Origin of the sequence: Janthinobacterium sp. SUN211 (assembly GCF_030587315.1) — a bacterium.
GTDB lineage: Bacteria > Pseudomonadota > Gammaproteobacteria > Burkholderiales > Burkholderiaceae_D > Janthinobacterium > Janthinobacterium kumbetense.
This window is the reverse complement of sequence record NZ_JAPWIC010000011.1, coordinates 120,302-140,805: the sequence shown is the minus strand read 5'-3', so window position 1 is coordinate 140,805 and position 20,504 is coordinate 120,302. Positions and strand designations below refer to the sequence as shown.

Genomic DNA, 20,504 nt, shown 5'->3' with positions numbered 1-20,504 from the left:
CTTGTGGGCAGCCCGCGAAAGAGACTATTTGCGTACTTCGCCGTGGCCAAAGACCACGTACTTGAGCGAGGTCAGGCCTTCCAGTCCCACCGGGCCGCGCGCATGCAGCTTGTCGTTCGAGATGCCGATCTCGGCGCCCAGGCCATATTCAAAACCGTCGGCAAAACGCGTCGACGCGTTCACCATCACCGAGGCGGAATCGACTTCGCGCAGGAAGCGCAGCGCATCGCTGTAGTCTTCCGTGATGATCGATTCCGTATGCTTCGATGAATACTGGTTGATGTGGTCCATCGCTTCGTCGATGCCGTCGACGACCTTCACCGACAGGATCGCCGCCAGGTATTCGGTGCGCCAGTCTTCCTCGGTGGCGGGCACCAGGTGCGGATAGGCAGCGGCGGCCAGAATCGCATGGCTTTCTGGATCTGCGCGCAGTTCCACCTGCTTGGTCAGGTACAGTTCGGCCAGCTGCGGCAGCACGGTCGCGGCGACGGCGCGCGACACCAGCAGCGTTTCCATGGTGTTGCAGGTGCCGTAGCGGTGGCACTTCGCGTTGAAGCCGATATCGATCGCCTTCCTGATATCGGCCTTGGCGTCGATATAGACGTGGCAAATGCCATCGAGGTGCTTGATCATCGGCACGGTGGCCTCGTCCATCAGGCGCGCGATCAGGCCCTTGCCGCCGCGCGGCACGATGACGTCCACGTACTGCGGCATGGTGATCAGGGCGCCGACGGCAGCGCGGTCGGTGGTGTCGATGACTTGCACGGCATCGGCCGGCAAGCCGGCTCCCTGCAAGCCCTCGGCCACCAGCTTGGCCAGCGCGCGGTTGCAGTGAATCGCCTCCGATCCGCCGCGCAAGATCGTCGCGTTGCCGCTCTTGATGCACAGGCCGGCCGCGTCCACCGTCACGTTCGGACGCGCTTCATAGATGATGCCGATGACGCCCAGCGGCACGCGCATCTGGCCCACCTGGATACCCGTCGGGCGGAACTTCATGTTCGAGATCTCGCCGATCGGATCGGCCAGCGACACGATCTGCGTCAAGCCTTCGACCATGGTGGCAATGGCAGCGTCGGACAGGGTCAGGCGGTCGAGCATGGCCGGCGCCAGGCCGGCGGCAGCAGCCGCATCGAGGTCGCGCTGGTTGGCCGCGCGCAGCAGGTCGGCATCGCGCACGATGGCGGCGGCGATCAGGCTCAAGGCGCGGTTGCGCGTGGCGCTGTCGGCACGCGCCATGGCGCGCGAGGCGGCGCGCGCGCGCGTGCCCACGTCCTGCATATATTCTGTGATGTCCATGCTCGTATCCATATAGTAAAAAACTAGCCTCGGGCGATCTTCAGACCCAGCTGCAGCATGGCATCCCAGGCATCGCCCGCGTAGCCCTTGGCGCGCAAGCCCTTGATCATCTTGTCCACCTGCGCCGCCTGCTGCAGCGCCGCTTCCAGCACTGGTAGCGAAATGCGCCGCAGGGCCGGTTCCATCATCCGCTCGCGCGGGCCCCAGATGCGGTATTCCTTCAGCAGCGCACCCAATGGACGCCCTTGCGCCATGCCGGCCTTCAATTTTAACAGCGTGCGGATTTCTTCGGAGACGGCCCACAAGACCAGCGGCAGCGCCTCGCCCTCGCCTTTCAAGCCCTCGAGCATGCGCACCAGGCGCGCCGGGTCGCCGGCCAGCATGGCTTCGGACAGCTTGAAGACATCATAGCGGGCCACGTTCAACACCGCGTCCTGCACTTGTTCGTATGTCAGCTTGCCCGCGGCATGCAGCAAGCCCAGTTTCTGGATTTCCTGGTGCGCCGCCAGCAAGTTGCCTTCCACCCGTTCAGCGATGAAGTCGATGCTGGCCCGTTCGGCGCTTTGTCCCTGCGCGGCCAGGCGCTGGGATATCCAGGCCGGCAACTGCGCCCGTTCCACATTCGGAATGTCGATATACACGGCCGCCTGCTGCAGGCTGGCGACCCAGGCCGCCTTCTGCGTGGCCCAATCCAGCTTGGGCAAGGTGATCAGGGTCAGGTTGTCTGGACTGAGGTTTTTCGCGTAGCTTTGCAGCGCCGCGCCGCCATCCTTGCCCGGCTTGCCGGTGGGGATGCGCAACTCGATCATTTTCTTGTCACCGAACAGCGACAGCTCCTGGTTCGCCGCCAGCAGTTCGCCCCACTTGAAGCTGCGCTCCACCGTCAGCACGTCGCGTTCAGAATATCCCTGTGCGCGCGCCGCGCGGCGGATCTTGTCGGCCGCTTCCAGCGCCAGCAGGTGTTCGTCGCTGGTGATCACATACAGCTGCGCCAGCGGCTTGGCCACATGCCCATCGAGCGCGTCTATCCGCAATTGCATGGCGTCCCCGTTACTGCTGCGGGGCTGCCGGCGCGACCGGCGTCACGGGCGCCACTGGCGCCACCGACATGGCCGGCAGCACCGGCTTGATGGCGGCCAGGCGGCGCATGATCTGCTGCACCAGGTCGTTGCGCATGTCGCGGTACAGCGCCGCTTCTTCCGTTTCCTTGGCCAGTACCTGCGATTCATCGAAGGTAATCGGACGCACCAGGCTGATGGTCGTCGGCGCCAGTAACTGGTTGCCGGCCTTGTCCACCACGCGGAAATTGATCGAATAGCCGAGTTGATACTCTTGTACCCGGCCATTTTTGTTCAGCGACAAAATGGTCTTGGTCTGATTCCTCTCCGGATCGCTGAGCACTTCAAGGACGGCGTCGGCGCCATCCCTGGTGTTCACCACTTCCGTGCTGCCGATGGCGCGGATATAGCGCTTCAGGCCGATCGCCAGCGGCGACGTGTCGGGCAAGCCGATGTACATCGTCGCGAACGGCAGCATGAAACTGCCGTTCGAACCGCGCAAATGAAAGCCGCAGGCCGACAGCAAAACAGTCAGGCCCAAGGCCAGCACGGCGCGGCGGCCCAACAGCGATACGGAAGAGGAAGTCGTCATGATTACACCACGATGCTGATTAACTTGCCTGGCACGACGATGATCTTCTTCGGCGTGGTCTCGACGTACTTCTGCACACTTTCGCACGCCAGCGCAGCCGCTTCGATGCTGGCCTTGTCCGCATCCTTGGACACGGTGATCGAGCCGCGCAGCTTGCCGTTCACCTGGATCATCATCTCGATCTCGGACTGCTCCAATGCAGCCGGGTCGACTTGCGGCCAGGCGACGTTCAACAGGTCGCCGTGCACGCCCGCGTAGCCCAGTTCTTGCCACAGCACGTGGGTGATGTGCGGCGCGACGGGGTTGAGCAGGCGCAGGAAGATGGAGAAGCCTTCAGCGATCAGCGCCTTCGACTGCGCGCTATCGTCCAGCTTGGCCGATTCCAGCGTGTTGAGCATCTTCATGCAGGCCGATACCACGGTGTTGTACTGGATGCGCTTCAAGTCGTAATCGGCTTGCTGCAGCAGCTTGTGCAATTCGCGGCGCAGGTTTTTCTGCGCGTCGCCCGTGGCCGGTGCGGCGCCGCCAGCCAGCGCGGCTTGAATCGTCGCTGACTGCGCATAGCCGAAGTTCCACACGCGGCGCAGGAAGCGGTTCGCGCCTTCGACACCGCTGCCCGACCATTCCAGCGTCTGTTCCGGCGGCGAAGCGAACATGGTAAACAAACGGGCCGTGTCGGCGCCGTACTGCTCGATCTGCGCTTGCGGGTCGATGCCGTTGTTCTTCGACTTCGACATCTTTTCCGTGCCGCCGATTTCCACCGGCTGGCCGTCGGCCACCAGGATGGCGGATTGCGGACGGCCCTTGTCATCGAGCGATAGGCGCACGTCGTCCGGGTTGAACCAGGTGGTCTTGCCCGCGGCATCCTTGCGGAAGTAGGTTTCGTTGAGCACCATGCCCTGCGTCAGCAGGTTGACGAATGGCTCGTCGAACTTGACCAGGCCGAAATCGCGCATGATCTTGGTCCAGAAGCGCGCGTACAGCAAATGCATGACGGCGTGTTCGATGCCGCCGATGTACTGGTCCATCGGCATCCAGTAATCGTTGCGCGCGTCGACCATCGCGTCGTTCGAGCCTGGCGAGGTATAGCGCATGTAATACCACGACGAATCGACGAAGGTATCCATGGTGTCCGTCTCGCGGCGCGCCGGCTTGCCGCACTGCGGGCAGTCGCACTGCAGGAAGGCTTCGTATTTGTTCAGCGGATTGCCCGTGCCGTCCGGCACGCAGTCTTCCGGCAGCACCACCGGCAAGTCTTTTTCCGGCACCGGCACCACGCCGCAGTCGGCGCAATGGATCATCGGGATCGGCGTGCCCCAGTAGCGCTGACGCGAAATGCCCCAGTCGCGCAGGCGGAACGTGGTTTTCTTTTCGCCCAGGCCCAGTTCTGCCAGGTCGGCGGCCACCGCATCGACGGCGGAGGCGAAATGCAGGCCGTCGTATTTGCCGGAAGCGACGCAGACGCCATCCTTGCTGCCATACGATTCCTGCCAGGCGTCCGTCGAGAATTCCTGGCCCTTAACTTCGATGACTTGCTTGATCGGCAGGTCGTATTTCTTGGCAAAGCCGAAATCGCGTTCATCGTGCGCCGGCACGCCCATCACGGCGCCATCGCCGTAGGTGATCAGCACGTAGTTGCCGACCCAGACTTCCACCTGCGCGCCCGTCAGCGGATGGGTGACGAACAGGCCGGTCGGCATGCCCTTCTTCTCCATCGTTGCCATATCCGCTTCAATCACGGAACCGAGCTTGCATTCGGCGTTGAAGGCGGCCAGCGCAGGATTGCTTTGCGCGGCGTGGATGGCCAGCGGATGCTCGGCGGCCACGGCGCAGAAGGTCACGCCCATGACGGTGTCCGGACGGGTAGTAAACACATACAGCTTGCCGTCGCCGATCAGGGCGCCATTCGCGTCCTTGATGTCATGCGGGAAGGCGAAGCGCACGCCTGTCGACTTGCCGATCCAGTTGGTCTGCATGGTGCGCACGCGCTCGGGCCAGCCCGGCAGCTTATCATCCACATACGCCAGCAATTCTTCCGCATAATCGGTGATGCGCGCGTAGTACATGGGAATTTCGCGCTTTTCGATCAGCGCGCCCGAACGCCAACCGCGGCCGTCGACCACTTGTTCATTGGCCAGCACGGTCTGGTCGATCGGATCCCAGTTCACGGTACCGGTCTTTTTGTAGATGATGCCTTTTTCCAGCATCTTGAGGAACATCCACTGGTTCCATTTGTAGTATTCGGGCTTGCAGGCGGTCATTTCGCGCGACCAGTCGATGGCCAGGCCCATCGATTCCATCTGCTGCTTCATGTGGGCGATGTTCGAATACGTCCATTGCGCGGGCGGCACGTTGTTGGCCATGGCCGCGTTTTCCGCTGGCATGCCGAACGCATCCCAGCCCATCGGCATGAGCACGTTGTAGCCATTCATGCGCAGGTAGCGGTACATCACGTCATTGATCGTATAGTTGCGCACGTGACCCATGTGCAGCTTGCCCGAAGGGTAAGGCAGCATCGAGCAGGCAAAATACTTGCCTTTTGGGAAACGCGGGTCGTGTTCGACGGCTTTATAGGCGTCGATCGCCTTCCAGTGCGATTGGGCGGCTTGTTCGACGTCGGCGGGACTATATTTATCTTGCATGATGTGCGGCCAATAGTGGATATGAACCGAGCATTATACTGGTTGTCGCCGCCCGATAGCGCGGCGCGCCGGAGGCCCGGTCTCGCATATTTCGGCCGGCGCACAATTATGCTATGTCGTATGCAACAATACATATGCCACAATCTTGTTCTTTGCATCAACGCCGGCCATGATCGTCTACCAGGAATATCCGCCCATCCCCGCCCTTCGGCCGTGGCTGGACTGCGTCTGGACGTGCCGCGTGCAGACGGGCGCCACGCCCCTCACGCACCAGGTCTTGCCGGACAATTGCATCGACATCCTGTGCCAGGACCAGCAGGACGCCAGCTTTGCCGTCGGCATGATGACGGCGCCGATTGCCGTCGTCAGCCAGGGTCTCGTGCAGACGGTGGCGGCCCGCTTCAAGCCGGGCGCGGCGGCACGCTTTTTCCAGCTGCCCTTGTGCGAACTCAACGATGGCCGCACGGGCTTGCAGCAACTGTGGGGCCGCGAGCTGGCGGCGCGCCTCGGTGACGCGCTGTGGAGCGAGCCCTTGTCCAATACGCAAAGAATTTCCATTTTGCAAGATTATCTGCTGCTGCGCCTGCGTGCCGCGCCGCCACGGCGCCAGGCTGGCGCGGCCGAACATGCCATCGCGGCCATCGAGCGCGCATCCGGCCAGGTGCGCGTGGAGGGCCTGGCGCAGCAACTGGGCGTGTCGCGCCAGCACCTGGCGCTGCAATTTCGCCAGCAAGTCGGCATCAGCCCGAAGCTGTTTGCCCGCATCTGCCGTTTTCGCGCCGCCAGCCGGGGCCTGACAAGCCTGGCGGGACAGCCGGACTGGGCGCAAGTGGCCTTGCAATATGGTTATTTCGACCAGTCGCACCTGATCCACGACTTCCAGGATTTCGCTCGCAGCTCGCCCGAGGCGTGGCTGTCGGGCCGGCGTGCATGACCACCTTCCATTTTTCCAATCGCGCGGCGCGCGCCGGTGGCATCATGGCGCCAGGTATTTCGCCGACTATTTCAACCAACAGGAGCAGAACATGATCAAGGGCTTGCGCACCGTCACCTACCCCGTCCCCGACCTGGACAAGGCCAAGGCCTGGTACAGCCAGGTTTTCAACACGGCGCCGTATTTCGATCAGCCGTTCTATGTCGGCTTTGCCATCGGCGGCTTCGAGCTGGGCCTGCTGCCGGGTGGCGAAGCGGGCACGCAGGGCAGCGTGACATACTGGGGCGTGGACGGCATCGAACAGGAAGTCGAGCGCATCGTTGCGCTGGGCGGCACCCTGCACCACCCGATCACGGACGTGGGCGACGGCATCCGCACGGTGGAATTGCTCGACCCATTCGGCAACCAGATCGGCCTGATCGACAATCCCCATTTCGACACGGCCAAGGTGGTTTGAATTGCCTCAGGCGGCTTCGCCCTGCAGCCATAGCCGGAACTGCTGCAAGGCCGTCTTTTCATGTGCCGTTTCGGGCGTGATCAGGTAATACGCGCGCTGGCCGCGCAGTGGGCGCTCGCATGCGATCTGCAATTCGCCGCGCGCCAGTTCCGCTTCGACCAGCATGCGTGGCAGCAAGACCACGCCCTGCCCTTGCACGGCTGCCATGGCCAGCATGGAAAACAGTTCGTAGCGGGCGCCATAGTGCGCCCCGTCGCGCCCCTCGCCCTCGCCCTGCATGGCGTCAAACCACTGGCGCCAGGCGCCCGGGCGTGTACTTTGTTGCAACAAAGTTAATTCCAATAAATCCTGCGGCTGCCAGTCGCTGCGCGCCGCCAGCAGGCGGGGGCTGGCGACGGGCACGATTTCTTCGTGCATGAGCAAGGTGGCGCGCGTACCGGGCCAGCGCGCCAGCTGCTCGGGCGTGCCCGCGTACAGGGCGCCATCGTATTCCGTATCGGCAAACATGAACGGTTTTGTATACGCGTCGATATGCACGACGATGTCCGGATGCAAGTCCGCCAGCGAAGACAGCCGCGGCATCAGCCAGCGCGTGGCAAACGTGGGCACGGAAGCGAGCTGCAAGGCGCCGCCGCCGCCCTGGCGCGCCATGGTGTCGAGCGTGTCGCGCTCCAGGCCATCGAGGCGGGCGGCGATCTGCCGCGCATACGCGGCGCCGGCGCTGGTCAGCAGCACGCCGTGGCGCGTGCGCTGGAACAGTTGCACGCCAAGAAAAGTTTCCAAGGATGAAATCTGGCGCGACACGGCGCTTTGCGTCAGCGACAGTTCGCGCGCCGCATGCGTGTAGCTCTGGTGCCGCGCGGCCGCCTCGAAACAATTCAACGCTTGCAGCATGGGGATTTTGCGTGACATGGGAATATCCGGCCGGTAAAAGAACACCAGTATGCCGCAAGATATGCGCAACGCGCATGTCTGGGTGCGAAAAAATCGTTTGCGCAAGGCTAGGCAAAAATCTACCATGAGTCATATTCAATCTTGCGCCGATCACCGGCGCTCACCTGCGAGGCCTGTGATGAGCAAAACCGTATTCGACTGGAATTCCCCCCTGCTGCTGGAAGAACAACTGACAGGCGACGAACGCGCCGTGCTGGAAGCGGCCCGCGACTATTGCCAGGGCAGCCTGGTGCCGCGCGTGCTCGAATCGTTCCGCCATGGCCGCACGGACGCCGCCATCTTCCGCGAAATGGGCGAACTGGGCTTGCTGGGCACGACCATTCCCGAGGAATACGGCGGCGCCGGACTGAACTATGTCTGCTACGGCCTGGCCGCGCGCGAAGTCGAACGCGTCGATTCGGGCTACCGCTCGATGATGAGCGTGCAATCGTCGCTGGTGATGGTGCCGATCAACGCTTTCGGCAACGAAGAAACCAAGCAGAAATACCTGCCGAAACTGGCGACGGGCGAATTCATCGGCTGCTTCGGCTTGACGGAACCGAACCACGGCTCCGACCCTGGCAGCATGGTCACGCGCGCGCGCAAGGTACCGGGCGGCTATAGCTTGTCGGGCGCCAAGATGTGGATCACCAACAGCCCGATTGCCGACGTGTTCGTCGTCTGGGCCAAGGACGATGAAGGCGCGATCCGCGGCTTCGTGCTGGAAAAAGGCTGGAAAGGCCTGTCGGCGCCGGAAATCCACGGCAAGGTCGGCTTGCGCACCAGCATCACCGGCGAAATCGTCATGGATGAAGTATTTTGCCCGGAAGAAAACGCCTTCCCGGACGTGCGCGGCTTGAAAGGCCCGTTCACTTGCTTGAACAGCGCCCGCTACGGCATCGCCTGGGGCGCACTGGGCGCGGCCGAAGACTGCTACCTGAAGGCACGCCAGTACACGATGGACCGCCAGCAATTCGGCCGCCCTCTTGCTGCAAATCAACTGGTGCAAAAGAAACTGGCCGACATGTTGACGGAAATCACCATGGGCTTGCAAGGCTGCTTGCGCTTGGGCCGCATGAAGGATGAAGGCTCGCCGGCCGTGGAAATCACGTCCATCATGAAACGCAATAGCTGCGGCAAGGCGCTGGACATCGCTCGCGTGGCGCGCGACATGATGGGCGGCAACGGCATTTCCGACGAGTTCGGCGTCATCCGCCACCTGGTCAACCTGGAAGTGGTCAACACCTACGAAGGCACGCACGATGTGCACGCGCTGATCATCGGCCGCGCCATCACCGGCATCGCCGCGTTCAACTAATGGACGCCTTGGCTTCCACCCTGCGGCCCGCGCCGCTGACCGGCTTGCGCGTGCTGGACCTGTCGCGCGTATTGGCCGGCCCGTGGGCCGGGCAAATGCTGGCCGACCTGGGCGCCGACGTGGTCAAGGTTGAACAGCCGGGCCGCGGCGACGACACGCGCTCCTGGGGGCCGCCGTATCTGAAAGACGAGGATGGCCGCGACACCGCCGAGGCCGCCTACTTCCAGTGCGCCAACCGCAACAAGCGCTCCCTGTGCATCGACCTGGCCGCCCCGGAAGGGCAAGCCCTGGTGCGCCGGCTGGCGGCCGAGGCGGATGTCTTGCTGGAAAATTTCAAACTGGGTGGCTTGAAGCAATACGGCTTGGACGCGGCCAGCTTGCTGGAACTCAACCCGCGCCTCGTGTATTGCTCGATTACCGGCTTCGGCCAGGATGGGCCGTACGCGGCGCGCGCCGGCTATGACTTTTTGATCCAGGGCATGGGCGGCTTGATGAGCATCACGGGCGTGCCCGACGGCCAGCCTGGCGCCGGGCCGCAAAAAGTGGGCGTGGCGCAGACGGACATCCTGACAGGCCTGTACGCCACCATCGCCGTGCAGGCGGCGCTGGCCGAACGGGAACGCTCGGGCCTGGGCCAGCATATCGACCTGGCCCTGCTGGACGTGCAAGTGGCGGCGCTAGGCAACCAGGCCGCCAATTACCTGTGCGGCGGCAAGGTGCCCCAGCGCATGGGCAATGCGCATCCGAACATTGTTCCATATCAAGACTTTCCCACAGCCGATGGCGACATGATTCTGGCGATCGGCAACGATGGGCAATTCTCGCGCTTTTGCGCCGTCGCCGGCCATCCGGAATGGGCGCAGGACGAACGTTTCGCCACCAATCCGCAGCGCGTGGCGCACCGGGCAATCCTGATTCCGCTGATGCGCCAGGCCACGGTGATGCGCACGACGGCCGAGTGGATCAGCGCCTTCGAGGCGCAAGCCGTGCCGTGTGGCCCCGTCAACCGCATCGACCAGGTCTTTGCCGACCCGCAAGTGGTGGCGCGTGGCTTGAAAGTGGAGATGCCGCACCCGACGGCGGGCACGGTGGCGCTGGTGGCCAATCCCGTGCGCCTGTCGGGCTCGCCGGTGCAGTACCGCTTGCCGCCGCCATTGCTGGGACAGCATACCCAGGAGGTGCTGCAGCAATGGCTGGGCCTCGATGGCGGCCAGATCGACGGTTTGCGCGAACGCAAGGTCGTCTAAAGAAAAACGCCGGGCAGTGGCAACACTGTCCGGCGTTTTTTATTGATTCAGCCTTATTTCAGCACCAGTTTCAGCGCCGGCTTTTCACCGTAATCTTCATAGCGCTCATTGATGCCGGCAATACAAAACGTGATTTCTTCCAGTAAATCAGGCACTTGCGCCTTCATGCTTTCGGCGTCCTGCACCACGATGTCCAGCACTTCGTTCGGTTTCAAACGGAACTGCGTCATGTTTTCGTCGTCGCGCAGGTAGCTGAGGCAATCGACCCAGGCATCCATGCTGTTGCCGTAAAACTCGGGGAAACCGAAGGCTTGCACGCATTGCGCGTGAAAGCTCGCTGCGTCGGTGATGTCTTTTCCATTCAGGATGGCAGTGGCCATGGTCTTCCTCAGTTCTTCAGCGACAGCACATCCTGCATGTCGAACAGGCCCGTGGGCTTGTCGGCCAGGAAACGCGCGGCGCGCAGGGCGCCGTGGGCGTAGGTGACGCGGCTGCTCGACTTGTGGCTGATCTCGATGCGCTCGCCGATACCGGCAAACAACACCGTATGGTCGCCCACGATATCGCCGCCGCGGATGGTGGCAAAGCCGATGGTCGACGGGTCGCGTTCGCCCGTCACGCCTTCGCGGCCATACACGGCGCATTCCTTCAAGTCGCGTCCCAAGGCGCCGGCCACCACTTCACCCATTTGCAGGGCCGTGCCCGACGGCGCATCGACCTTGAAGCGGTGATGGGCTTCGATAATTTCAATGTCGTAGCCTTCGGACAGGCTTTTCGCGGCCAGTTCCAGCAACTTCATGGTGACATTCACGCCCACGCTCATGTTCGGCGCGAACATGATGGCCGTCTTTTCGGCGGCGGCGGCAATGGCGGCCTTGCCAGCGTCATCGAAACCAGTGGTGCCGATGATCATCTTGATGCCGTGCTCGGCGCAATACGCCAGGTGCTGCAAAGTGCCTTCCGGACGCGTGAAATCGATCAAGAAGTCGGCGTTCGCCAGGCCCTTCGCCAGGTCGGACTCCGTCAGCACGCCGGCCGGCTTGCCGAGGAAGGCGGCCGCATCCTGTCCGATCGACGGCGAACCGGCACGGTCGAGCGCGCCGGCCAGCACGGCGTCGGGCGCATTGCTGACCGCTTCGATCAGGATATGGCCCATGCGGCCGCTGGCGCCAGCGATGGCAATTTTCAGTTCAGTCATTTTATTCTCTTACAGCAACTTATTTGGTGAGTTCGGCAGCAGGTGCAGGCTCGGCGGCAGGCGCAGGCGTCACTTCCGGCTTGCTCACAGGAATGGCGGGTGCGGCATCGGCCGGCATGGGTACGGCGCTCGGCGCCACGGGCGACGGCACGGCGGCGGCTGGCGCATCGGCCTTGGCGACCTTGGCAAACGGCGACGGACCGGCGATACGGTCGATGTATTCTTTCTCCGTCGGCAAGTTACCGCCTTCGAAACGTTCAACCTTGCCATCCTTGCCGAAGTACACGACCACGCGGCTGCTGGTGGTTTCGCCACTGCCCCGTGCCAGGCGGAATGGATAATCCCAGCGGTCGGCATGGAAGATATCGGTCAGCAGCGAGGTGCCGAGGACGAAACGCACCTGGTCGCGCGTCATGCCCACTTTCAACTGGGCCAGCATCTCTTCGGAGACAAAGTTGCCTTGTTGAATGTCAGGACGGTAGGGCGAGAAAAACCACATGAATTTTTGCAGCGGCGTAATGGTGGTCGTTTGTGCGCCCTGTTCGGGAACCAGTTCCTTGCCTTCTTTTTGAGCAGCTGCCGGCTTTTCGCCCAGGATGCCACGGTTGGCGCAGCCGGACATGGCCAGCGCGACACAGACCATGCCTGCCAAGACTGGTGCTCGAAATGGAATACGGTGCCAGAGAGATGGCAATACAGCCGGTGTTACGCGCATAAATGACCTCAATTGGATGAACAAAACGCCAGGAGTGACCGGCCCGCCAAAAAAAAGCATATTTTGGCACTCCCCGACAAAACGCTATATGATAAAGCACCTGACCCACATACGAGCAACAAACATGAGTAACAATCCTAGTGATCTCAAGGCAAGCGGCCTGAAAGCCACCCTGCCACGGCTGAAGATACTCGATATCTTCCAGAGTAGCCCGGTACGCCACCTGACCGCGGAAGACGTCTACAAGATTCTGCTGGCCGACAATATGGATGTCGGTTTGGCAACTGTCTACCGCGTCCTGACGCAATTCGAACAGGCCGGCTTGCTCAATCGCAACCATTTTGAAACCGGCAAGGCGATTTTCGAGCTCAACGAAGGTTCCCACCACGACCATCTGGTGTGCCTCGACTGTGGCCGGGTCGAAGAATTCTTCGACGAAGACATCGAAGTGCGCCAGCAAAAAGTGGCCGAAGAGCGCGGCTTCAAGATCGCCGAACACGCTTTGGCCATCTACGGCAACTGCATCAAGACGGCTTGCCCGCACAAAACCGCCTGACCCAAGCCGGCCGTTTCCGCAAGGGACCGGCCGGCGCGTCAGGCAGTACGATCAATGATGGCTCAGCGCGCTTGACAGCAGCTTGGCCGTGATATCGACGATCGGGATGACGCGCTCGTAAGCCATGCGCGTCGGCCCGATCACTCCCAACGTTCCCACGATCTTGCCGTTGACTTCATACGGCGCCGTCACCACGCTCATCTCATCCATCGGCACCAGGTTCGATTCGCCGCCGATAAAAATCTGCACGCCCGTCGCCTTGCTCGACACGTCGAGCAACTGCATCAAGCCCGTTTTTTGCTCGAACATGTCGAACATCTGGCGCAGCGAATGCATGTTCGACGACAGATCGCTCACGCTGAGCAAGTTGCGCTCGCCGGAAATCACCATGTCATCGCTATGGTCGGCCATCGCTTCGCTGCCCGCTTCCACGGCCGCCTGCATCAAACTGCCCATATCGTCGCGTAACTGGCGCAATTCGCCCTGCAGACGCATGCGCACGGCGTCGAAGGACAGGCCGCCATAATTCTGGTTGATGTAATTGGCCGATTGCACCAGTTGCGCCGGCGTGTAGTCGGCCTCCGTCAGCAATAAACGGTTCTGCACGTCGCCGCCGGGGGCGACGATGACGAGCAGGATGCGTTTTTCCGACAGGCGCAGGAATTCGATTTGCTGGAACACGGATTCGCGGCGCGGACTGAGCACGACGCCGGCAAACTGCGACAGCGACGACAACATCTGCGCCGCGTTGGCGATGGTTTTTTGCGGTTGCGGCGTCTGCAGGCGCATGCGCGATTCCACCAGGTGCTCGTCCAGGTGCCGCACGGTCAGCAAGGTGTCGACAAAGATGCGGTAGCCGCGCGGGGTGGGGATGCGTCCGGCCGAGGTGTGCGGACTGGACACATAACCGAGCTCTTCCAGGTCGGCCATGATGTTGCGGATCGTGGCCGGCGACAGGTCCAGGCCGGAAATTTTCGACAAGGCGCGCGAACCGACCGGCAGGCCGTCGGCGATATATCGCTCGACCAGGGCTTTCAGCAGTGTTTGGGCACGTGTATCGAGTTGCATGGTGTTTTATTTAGGCAAGTATTTTGTTAAGCAAGCGGCAACGAAAGCGGCCGAACGTGCGTCAACAGCGCCTATTATGCACGTTCGCCCGGCCTGCGGCGATCAATCTTCCAGTTGCCCTTGCAACCACAGCAACAATTCATCAAAATTGGCGCAGATGGCGTCGGGCTGCACGCCGGCGGCCAGGTGCGCATCGCTGCCCTTGCGGTTCATCCAGACGGCGCGCATGCCCGCCCCCTGCGCTCCCGTCACGTCGAAATACAGGTCGTCGCCGACATACACGGCTTCATGGGGCGCGACGTCCAGCGCGGCGCAAGCTGCCAGGAAGATGCTGGCGTCGGGCTTGGCCACGCCAAAATCGCTGGCGGCGATCGATACCTTGAAATGCTGCGCCAGGCCGATAATGTCAAGGTCCGCATTGCCATTCGAGATCGAACCGACCAGCATGCGCTGGCGCATCCAGGCCAGGCCCGGCAAGACGTCGTCATAGGGCTGGACGCGGTTGCGCGCGGCCAGGAATTGCAGGATAGCGCCGTCGACCAGGGCGGGATCCTCGCCGGCAGCCTCGAAGGCGGCCAGCAAGCCCGCGCGGCGCAACTCGATCAGGTTGCCATGGAAATGCGGTTGTTCCTTGAGCATGGCCAGGCGGTGCTGGCGCAGCACCTCGATGGAAAACTGCTGCGCCACCTTGGGCGCATGCGTGGCCAGCCAGTCGTGCAGCAGGGTTTCCGCGGCGGCAATCACGGGCGCGATGGGCCACAAGGTATCGTCGAGGTCGAACAGGATGGCCTTGGGCGGCACGGCGGGTTTTACGGGGGCAAGAGACATGGGACTCACAATGGGATGCTGCGTCACGGTGCGCAGGGTGCGCCTATTGTCGCACCGATCGCCGCCGCCGGCATGGCTGCGCCCCCGTGAAATGGGGCCGGGCCAGCGCTTCCTGGCGAAAAATTGTTACAGGGTGATACAAGGCAAGGTCATCGAGCTTGCCAGATAGACTAAAATAGGCGCCATTCCAATGCGGCGCCAGCGTCCGCGTTGCGCTACCCAACCTAATTCGTTTTGGAGAATGTATGAAAAATTTGTACCTGCGCTCGATGCTGGCGGCGGCTTGCGCCGTCACACTGGCAGCCTGCGGCGGCAGCGGCGGCAACCTGTATCTGCAAGTCTCAGTCAGCGACCTGGCCAAGGATGGCCTGATTCTCCAGAATGACGGCGAACGCTTGCCGGTTACTGCGGGCCAGACCAACGTTGCCTTCACCAAGCTGGTGAAGACCGATGATCGCTACAATATCACCATCGCGGAACAGCCCAAGGGCGCCGTTTGCACCATCATCAATGGCGTTGGCAAGGCATCGAGCTACTCCGTCACCACGGCCGTGGTGAGCTGCAAGACCAACACCTACCCGCTGACAGGCACGATCACGGGCCTGACCGCCGGCAACTTGCGCCTGGTGATGGGCTCCACCGGCATCACCCTGTCGGCTGGCGCCACCGCCTACACATTCGAATCGGTAGCTGACGGCGCCCCGTACGGTATTTCCATACTGGCTCAGCCAACGGGCCTGACGTGCCGCTTCCAGGGTTCAAAGAGTGCCGACGCCAGCGATACGGTCGGCACGATGGGCTCTGCCGCCACGACCGCGGCCACACTTGACTGCACGCCGCAGTAATCCTTGCGATCCGTCACCTATTTTTTGGAGAATTACATGAAGTTATCCTGCTTGCGCCCACTCGCCGCGCTGCTGCTGACCCTGGGACTGGCCGCTTGCGGCGGCAAGGCCTCGTATGAGGTCAGCGGCACGATCTCAGGCTTGAACAATGAAGGATTGATCCTGGCCAATGGCGGCGACCCCCTGCCGGTTCCTGCGGGGAAAACAAACTTCACCTTTGCCAAGCGCATCGACTACGGCACCGCGTATGACATCACCGTCAAGCAACAACCGGCCCACATGACTTGCGGCATCAGCGGCGGTTCCGGCTCGGCTGGTCATTACATCAATATCAGCGCCGCTGTTACTTGCTTCCAAAACAAATATACCGTGGGCGGCACGATTTCCGGCCTGACCGTGGATGGCCTGGTACTGATTAACGGTAGTACACTAACACCGGTGCTCAAGGATGCCACGACCTTTACCATAGGCGGCTTTGTCGCCTATGGCGAAACCTATGCCATCAGCGTCTCCGCTCAGCCGAAGGGTCTGCAGTGCGAGCTGGCGCCAGGTACTGAAAAAGGCACCATGGGCGAAGGGAATGTAACGGCGCTGAAGATCGCCTGCAAACCCGCCTGAGTTGCGGCAACGGTAGCCGCCAGGCGGCTACCGGGAAGAGATATCATGGAAATCTATAGTTGATATTCCAAAGATAAATTGGAGTTATATGTGGCGATGCAGCATAATGCATCTGTCTCCTCCAACTCTTCCAAGAATTGGATTTAGCCCGCTTTTACCAGCGGGCTTTTTTTTGCCCAAAATTTCTCACGCGGGTTTATTCAAGCCCGGCTGCAACATCTGCACGATGCTGGAGAAATCTTGCTGCGCATAACCAGCTTGCGCATGCATCTGGTACATCTGACGCACCAGGCCGCCCAAGGGCGTAGGCGCGTTCGCCGACAGGGCCGATTGCTGCGCCAGTCCCAGGTCTTTCAGCATCAGCGCCGTGCCAAAGCCGCCCGTGTAATTGCGCGACGCGGGCGTACCGTCCATGACGCCGGGCCACGGGTTGTACACTTCCAGGGTCCAGTTGCGGCCCGAACTCTTGGCCATGATGTCGGACAACACTTTCGGGTCCAGGCCATGCGCCACGCCCAGGTTCAGCGCCTCGGCCGTCCCGGCCATCAAGATGCCCAGCAGCATGTTGTTACAAATCTTCGCCACCTGGCCCGCGCCCGCCTCGCCCGCATGAAAGATGTTCTTACCCATCTTTTCCAGCAGGGGACGTGCCTGCTGCAAGGCCGCTTCGCTGCCGCCGACGATAAAGGTCAGGGTGCCGGCTGCCGCGCCCGCCGTGCCGCCCGAGACGGGCGCATCGATCATGGTAAAGCCCCGTTCGCTGGCCGCCTGTGCCACTTGCCGCGCCACATCGGCGGCGATGGTGCTGCAATCGATGAACAGGGCGCCGGGCTTGGCCGAGTCCAGTACGCCGCCCGCCGCCAGGTACAGCTCCTGCACATGCTTGTTGGCTGGCAACATGGTGATAACGGCGTCGGCCGTCTGCACGGCCGCGCTGGCGGAGGCGGCCGCCGTGGCGCCCGCCTCGACGAGCGACGCCACGGCCTCCGGCGTCAGGTCGAATACGGATACGTGGAAGCCGGCGGCCACCAAGTTGCGGGCCATCGGCGCGCCCATGTTGCCCAAGCCGATGAAAGCGATATGTTGCATTTTTGAAGTCTCCTGTTGTTCTTTTAATGTAGGTCGCGCAAAGGATGGCTATCCCACGGCGCCGTGAAATACCCATTGAGATACGCGTCGCCGACGTCGGCCAGGCTGGCTGGCTGCCACTGCGGCGCGTTGTCCTTGTCGATCAGCAAGGCGCGCACGCCTTCGCTGAAGTCCGCATGGGCGCAGCACTGCACGGCAACGATCAATTCCAGCTGGAACACTTGCGCCAAACTCATATGGCGCGTGCGTTCGCGCATGGCCCAGACCAGGGCGGCGGAGCTGGGCGCGCCCTTGTGCAGCGAGTGGGCCGCCTTTTGCAGCCAGGCCGAATCGCCGTCATACGCGGCGATGGCGGCCACCACTTCGGGCAAGGTGGGCGCTTGCGTCAGCGCGGCGATGGCGTCGAAGTTGGCGCGCACTTCGGACACGGGCAGCAAGGACGCAGGAGCCGAGAAGCCGCGCAGCAGGCGGTCCAGCTGCTCGCTGTTCGCCTGCGGGCTGGCTTGCCATTGCGCCAGCGCCAGCGCGTCGAGCACCATGTTCCGCTCTTCCTGGCGCAGGAAATAGTCGCCCAGGCCCGCAAACAGGGCGTCAGCCGCGTTCATCGGTGCCCCCGTCAGCCCCAGGAACAGGCCGCTGCGGCCCGGCATGCGGCCCAGAAACCAGCTGCCGCCCACGTCCGGGAACAAGCCAATCGTAATTTCCGGCATGGCGATGCGCGTGCCTTCCGTCACGACGCGGTGGCTGGCGCCCGCCATCAGGCCCAGGCCGCCGCCCATGACGATCCCGCCGCCCCACACCAGCAGCGGTTTCGCATACGTGTGGATGCGGTGGTCGAGCCGGTATTCCTCGGCAAAGAAGGCCAGCGCCTGCGGATTCGGCACGACACCCGCTTGCTCGACGACGGCCGAACGCAGGCTGCGCACGTCGCCGCCCGCGCAGAAGGCCTTGTCGGTCGACGATTGCAGCACCACGCAGGCGATGGCGTCGTCACCGGCCCAGCGCACGAGGGCGCCATCGATGGCGCGTATCATGTCCAGGGTCAGCGCGTGCAAGGATTTTGGCGCATCGAGGGTGATGACGCCCAGCTTCATGCCGCCGGGACAGTCGCGTTCCTCTATCTTGACGGTCTCAACCAAGGTTTCAGCCACAGTATTTTCAGCCATTCTTCCACTCCGCCGGACGTTTTTCCAGGAACGCTTGCACGCCTTCTTTCTGGTCTTGCGTATCGAACAGGCCGAGGAACAGGGTGCGTTCATCGGGCAGGGAATCGACGAGCGGATGGCTGCGCGCGCCCTGGATCAGGGTCTTGCACGCCGTCACGCTGGTGGGGCTTTGACGGGCCACCTTGGCGGCCAGGGCCAGCGCCGTGGCGGCAGCCTTGCCGGTTGGCACGACTTCCTCGACGAGGCCGATGGCCAGGGCCTTGGCCGCATCGACCCGCTCGCCGCACAAAATCATGCGCTTGGCCCAGCCTTCGCCCACCAGCCACGGCAAATGCTGCGTGCCGCCCGCGCACGGCAGCAGGCCGACGGACGCTTCCGGCAAGGCCATCTGCGCGTGTTCCTCGGCAATGCGAATATCGCACGCCAGCGCACACTCAAGCCCGCCGCCCATGGCATAGCCATTGATGGCGGCGATGCTGACGCCGCGAAACGCGGACAGCGCCTCGAATGCCTCGCCAAAGGCGGCGGCCATGGCGAACGCCGTGTCCTTGTTGCCGTCAGCAAACACTTTCAGATCGGCGCCGGCCGAAAAGAACTTGGCGCCGCCGCCCGTGATCACGAGCGCATACACGTCCGGATCAAGATTCAGGTCGGCCACCAGGTCCCTCAGCGCGTTCAGGCTGGCCAGGGTCCACGTGTGGGCGGGCGGGTTGTCGAGGGTTACCAGGGCCGTATGGCCACGGCGTTCCAGCAGCAGATTGGTATACACTTTGGTCATCGTAAGGTCTCCGTGGCGCCATCTTTCAAAATCGCTCGCGCGACGATCAGGCGCATGATTTCATTCGTCCCTTCCAGGATCTGGTGCACCCGCGTGTCGCGCACGTGGCGCTCGAGCGGATACTCGCGGATATAGCCGTAGCCGCCATGCAATTGCAGCGCATCGTTGGCCACATTGAAACCCACATCCGTGGCGAAGCGTTTTGCCATAGCGCAATATGCCGTGGCATCCGGGCTTTCCTGGTCGAGTTTCCAGGCAGCCAGACGCACCATCTGGCGCGCCGCCACCAGCTCCGTCAGCATGTCGGCCAGCTTGAATTGCAGGGCCTGGAACTGGGCCAGCTCGCGGCCGAACTGCGTGCGCTCCTTCATGTAGGCCTGCGCCCGCGTCAGGGCCGCCTGCGCCGTGCCCACCGAGCACACGGCGATATTGATGCGACCGCCATCGATGCCCTTCATGGCGATGGCAAAGCCTTCGCCTTCCGCGCCCAACAAGTTACCGACAGGCACTTTCACCTGGTCGAAGCTGATGATGCGCGTGGGCTGGCTGTTCCAGCCCATCTTTTCTTCCTTCTTGCCATACACGATGCCGGGCAAATTCGCCGGCACGGCAAACGCGGAAATGCCGGCCGCGCCCTCGCCGCCGGTTCTCGCCATGACGATCAGCATGTCCGTCTGGCCCGCGCCGGAAATGAAGGCTTTCGTGCCGTCGAGTACATAAAAATCGCCCTCTTTCACGGCCTTGGTGCGCAGGGAGGCCGCGTCGGAGCCCGACTGCGGTTCCGTCAGGCAATAGCTGGCCAGCTTCTGGCCGGCCGCCAGGGCAGGCACCCATTCGTCGCACAGGGCTTCCTGCCCCCAGCGCGACAGCATCCAGGTGGCCATGTTGTGGATCGTGATATAGGCCGTGGTCGAGGTGCAGCCGCCGGCCAGCTCCTCGAAGACGATGGCCGCATCCTGGCGCGACAGGCCCAGGCCGCCCCAGCGCTGCGGCGTGTACAGGCCGCAAAAGCCCATCTCGCCCGCCTTGGCAATCGTTTCCACCGGGAAAATCGATTCCGCATCCCAATGCGCCGCGTGCGGCGCCAGTTCGCCTTCGGCAAACGCGCGCGCCGCCTGCTGGAACTCGCGCTGCTCGTCGCTCAGTTCAAAGTCCATGCCGGCTCC

General features: G+C 62.6%; 21 protein-coding genes. 7 read left to right on the top strand and 14 right to left on the bottom strand.

Annotated features, from left to right (window positions below; all coding sequences use genetic code 11):
* Positions 1-24 precede the first annotated feature (24 nt).
* Genes O3301_RS27310 through leuS form a run of 4 tightly spaced genes read right to left on the bottom strand, consistent with a single transcriptional unit; the run spans position 25 to position 5,588 of the window.
* Positions 25-1,296, bottom strand: coding sequence for a glutamate-5-semialdehyde dehydrogenase (locus tag O3301_RS27310; RefSeq protein WP_289907325.1), 1,272 nt, complete (start codon positions 1,294-1,296; stop codon positions 25-27).
* 23 nt (positions 1,297-1,319) lie between these two features.
* The gene (gene holA, locus O3301_RS27305) at positions 1,320-2,336 is read right to left on the bottom strand and encodes a DNA polymerase III subunit delta (RefSeq protein WP_034778765.1); all 1,017 of its coding nucleotides are present in this window, start codon (positions 2,334-2,336) and stop codon (positions 1,320-1,322) included.
* A 10-nt stretch (positions 2,337-2,346) separates the two neighbouring features.
* Positions 2,347-2,946: an LPS assembly lipoprotein LptE gene (lptE, locus tag O3301_RS27300; RefSeq protein ID WP_289912764.1), complete on the bottom strand. Its 600-nt coding sequence runs from the start codon at positions 2,944-2,946 to the stop codon at positions 2,347-2,349.
* Positions 2,947-2,948: 2 nt separating this feature from the next.
* Complete coding sequence (gene leuS, locus O3301_RS27295; RefSeq protein ID WP_289917720.1) at positions 2,949-5,588, bottom strand: leucine--tRNA ligase; 2,640 nt, start codon at positions 5,586-5,588, stop codon at positions 2,949-2,951.
* A gap of 145 nt (positions 5,589-5,733) precedes the next feature.
* Between leuS and O3301_RS27290 the strand changes: the two genes are divergently transcribed.
* Positions 5,734-6,522, top strand: coding sequence for a helix-turn-helix domain-containing protein (locus O3301_RS27290; RefSeq protein WP_305058014.1), 789 nt, complete (start codon positions 5,734-5,736; stop codon positions 6,520-6,522).
* Positions 6,523-6,613: 91 nt separating this feature from the next.
* A complete protein-coding gene (locus O3301_RS27285) occupies positions 6,614-6,979 on the top strand; it encodes a VOC family protein (RefSeq protein WP_305058013.1) in 366 nt (121 codons plus the stop codon).
* A 6-nt stretch (positions 6,980-6,985) separates the two neighbouring features.
* Here O3301_RS27285 and O3301_RS27280 read toward each other — a convergent pair whose 3' ends face one another.
* Positions 6,986-7,891, bottom strand: coding sequence for a LysR substrate-binding domain-containing protein (locus O3301_RS27280; protein ID WP_305058012.1), 906 nt, complete (start codon positions 7,889-7,891; stop codon positions 6,986-6,988).
* A gap of 160 nt (positions 7,892-8,051) precedes the next feature.
* On the opposite strand from O3301_RS27280, the gene O3301_RS27275 reads away from it, so the two are divergent.
* Together O3301_RS27275 and O3301_RS27270 are read left to right on the top strand one after the other, a co-directional pair.
* Complete coding sequence (locus tag O3301_RS27275; protein WP_035822683.1) at positions 8,052-9,230, top strand: acyl-CoA dehydrogenase; 1,179 nt, start codon at positions 8,052-8,054, stop codon at positions 9,228-9,230.
* Positions 9,230-10,477, top strand: coding sequence for a CaiB/BaiF CoA-transferase family protein (locus O3301_RS27270; RefSeq protein ID WP_289907317.1), 1,248 nt, complete (start codon positions 9,230-9,232; stop codon positions 10,475-10,477). Before O3301_RS27275 ends, O3301_RS27270 begins: the two co-directional genes overlap by 1 nt.
* Before the next feature lie 53 nt (positions 10,478-10,530).
* Here O3301_RS27270 and O3301_RS27265 read toward each other — a convergent pair whose 3' ends face one another.
* The 3 genes from O3301_RS27265 to O3301_RS27255 are packed head-to-tail and all read right to left on the bottom strand — an operon-like array spanning position 10,531 to position 12,318.
* Positions 10,531-10,857 carry a barstar family protein gene (locus tag O3301_RS27265; protein ID WP_099666271.1) on the bottom strand — a complete coding sequence of 109 codons (327 nt, stop codon included), beginning with the start codon at positions 10,855-10,857 and terminating at the stop codon, positions 10,531-10,533.
* An 8-nt stretch (positions 10,858-10,865) separates the two neighbouring features.
* A complete protein-coding gene (gene dapB, locus O3301_RS27260) occupies positions 10,866-11,675 on the bottom strand; it encodes a 4-hydroxy-tetrahydrodipicolinate reductase (RefSeq protein WP_077408775.1) in 810 nt (269 codons plus the stop codon).
* A gap of 19 nt (positions 11,676-11,694) precedes the next feature.
* Complete coding sequence (locus O3301_RS27255) at positions 11,695-12,318, bottom strand: outer membrane protein assembly factor BamE (RefSeq protein WP_305058011.1); 624 nt, start codon at positions 12,316-12,318, stop codon at positions 11,695-11,697.
* A 196-nt stretch (positions 12,319-12,514) separates the two neighbouring features.
* Between O3301_RS27255 and fur the strand changes: the two genes are divergently transcribed.
* On the top strand, positions 12,515-12,946 hold the full coding sequence (gene fur, locus O3301_RS27250) for a ferric iron uptake transcriptional regulator (protein ID WP_034778781.1): 432 nt from the start codon (positions 12,515-12,517) through the stop codon (positions 12,944-12,946).
* Positions 12,947-12,997: 51 nt separating this feature from the next.
* On the opposite strand, the gene hrcA is transcribed toward fur, so the two are convergent.
* Both hrcA and O3301_RS27240 read right to left on the bottom strand, forming a co-directional pair.
* Complete coding sequence (hrcA, locus tag O3301_RS27245) at positions 12,998-14,014, bottom strand: heat-inducible transcriptional repressor HrcA (protein ID WP_305058010.1); 1,017 nt, start codon at positions 14,012-14,014, stop codon at positions 12,998-13,000.
* Positions 14,015-14,116: 102 nt separating this feature from the next.
* Positions 14,117-14,842, bottom strand: coding sequence for an HAD family hydrolase (locus O3301_RS27240; RefSeq protein WP_305058009.1), 726 nt, complete (start codon positions 14,840-14,842; stop codon positions 14,117-14,119).
* A 245-nt stretch (positions 14,843-15,087) separates the two neighbouring features.
* Here O3301_RS27240 and O3301_RS27235 point away from each other — a divergent pair, with 245 nt between their 5' ends.
* Together O3301_RS27235 and O3301_RS27230 are read left to right on the top strand one after the other, a co-directional pair.
* On the top strand, positions 15,088-15,687 hold the full coding sequence (locus tag O3301_RS27235; protein WP_289917725.1) for a hypothetical protein: 600 nt from the start codon (positions 15,088-15,090) through the stop codon (positions 15,685-15,687).
* Between the two features lie 3 nt (positions 15,688-15,690).
* A complete protein-coding gene (locus tag O3301_RS27230) occupies positions 15,691-16,305 on the top strand; it encodes a hypothetical protein (RefSeq protein WP_305058008.1) in 615 nt (204 codons plus the stop codon).
* A 186-nt stretch (positions 16,306-16,491) separates the two neighbouring features.
* On the opposite strand, the gene mmsB is transcribed toward O3301_RS27230, so the two are convergent.
* Genes mmsB through O3301_RS27210 form a run of 4 tightly spaced genes read right to left on the bottom strand, consistent with a single transcriptional unit; the run spans position 16,492 to position 20,495 of the window.
* Positions 16,492-17,394 (bottom strand): 3-hydroxyisobutyrate dehydrogenase, encoded by a 903-nt coding sequence (mmsB, locus tag O3301_RS27225; protein WP_305058007.1) that lies wholly within the window; start codon positions 17,392-17,394, stop codon positions 16,492-16,494.
* 23 nt (positions 17,395-17,417) lie between these two features.
* On the bottom strand, positions 17,418-18,560 hold the full coding sequence (locus O3301_RS27220) for an enoyl-CoA hydratase/isomerase family protein (RefSeq protein ID WP_305058006.1): 1,143 nt from the start codon (positions 18,558-18,560) through the stop codon (positions 17,418-17,420).
* Positions 18,553-19,338, bottom strand: coding sequence for an enoyl-CoA hydratase (locus O3301_RS27215; protein WP_305058005.1), 786 nt, complete (start codon positions 19,336-19,338; stop codon positions 18,553-18,555). The genes O3301_RS27220 and O3301_RS27215 overlap by 8 nt, the downstream gene beginning before the upstream one ends.
* Positions 19,335-20,495: an acyl-CoA dehydrogenase family protein gene (locus O3301_RS27210; protein WP_251351301.1), complete on the bottom strand. Its 1,161-nt coding sequence runs from the start codon at positions 20,493-20,495 to the stop codon at positions 19,335-19,337. Before O3301_RS27210 ends, O3301_RS27215 begins: the two co-directional genes overlap by 4 nt.
* Positions 20,496-20,504: the final 9 nt, after the last annotated feature.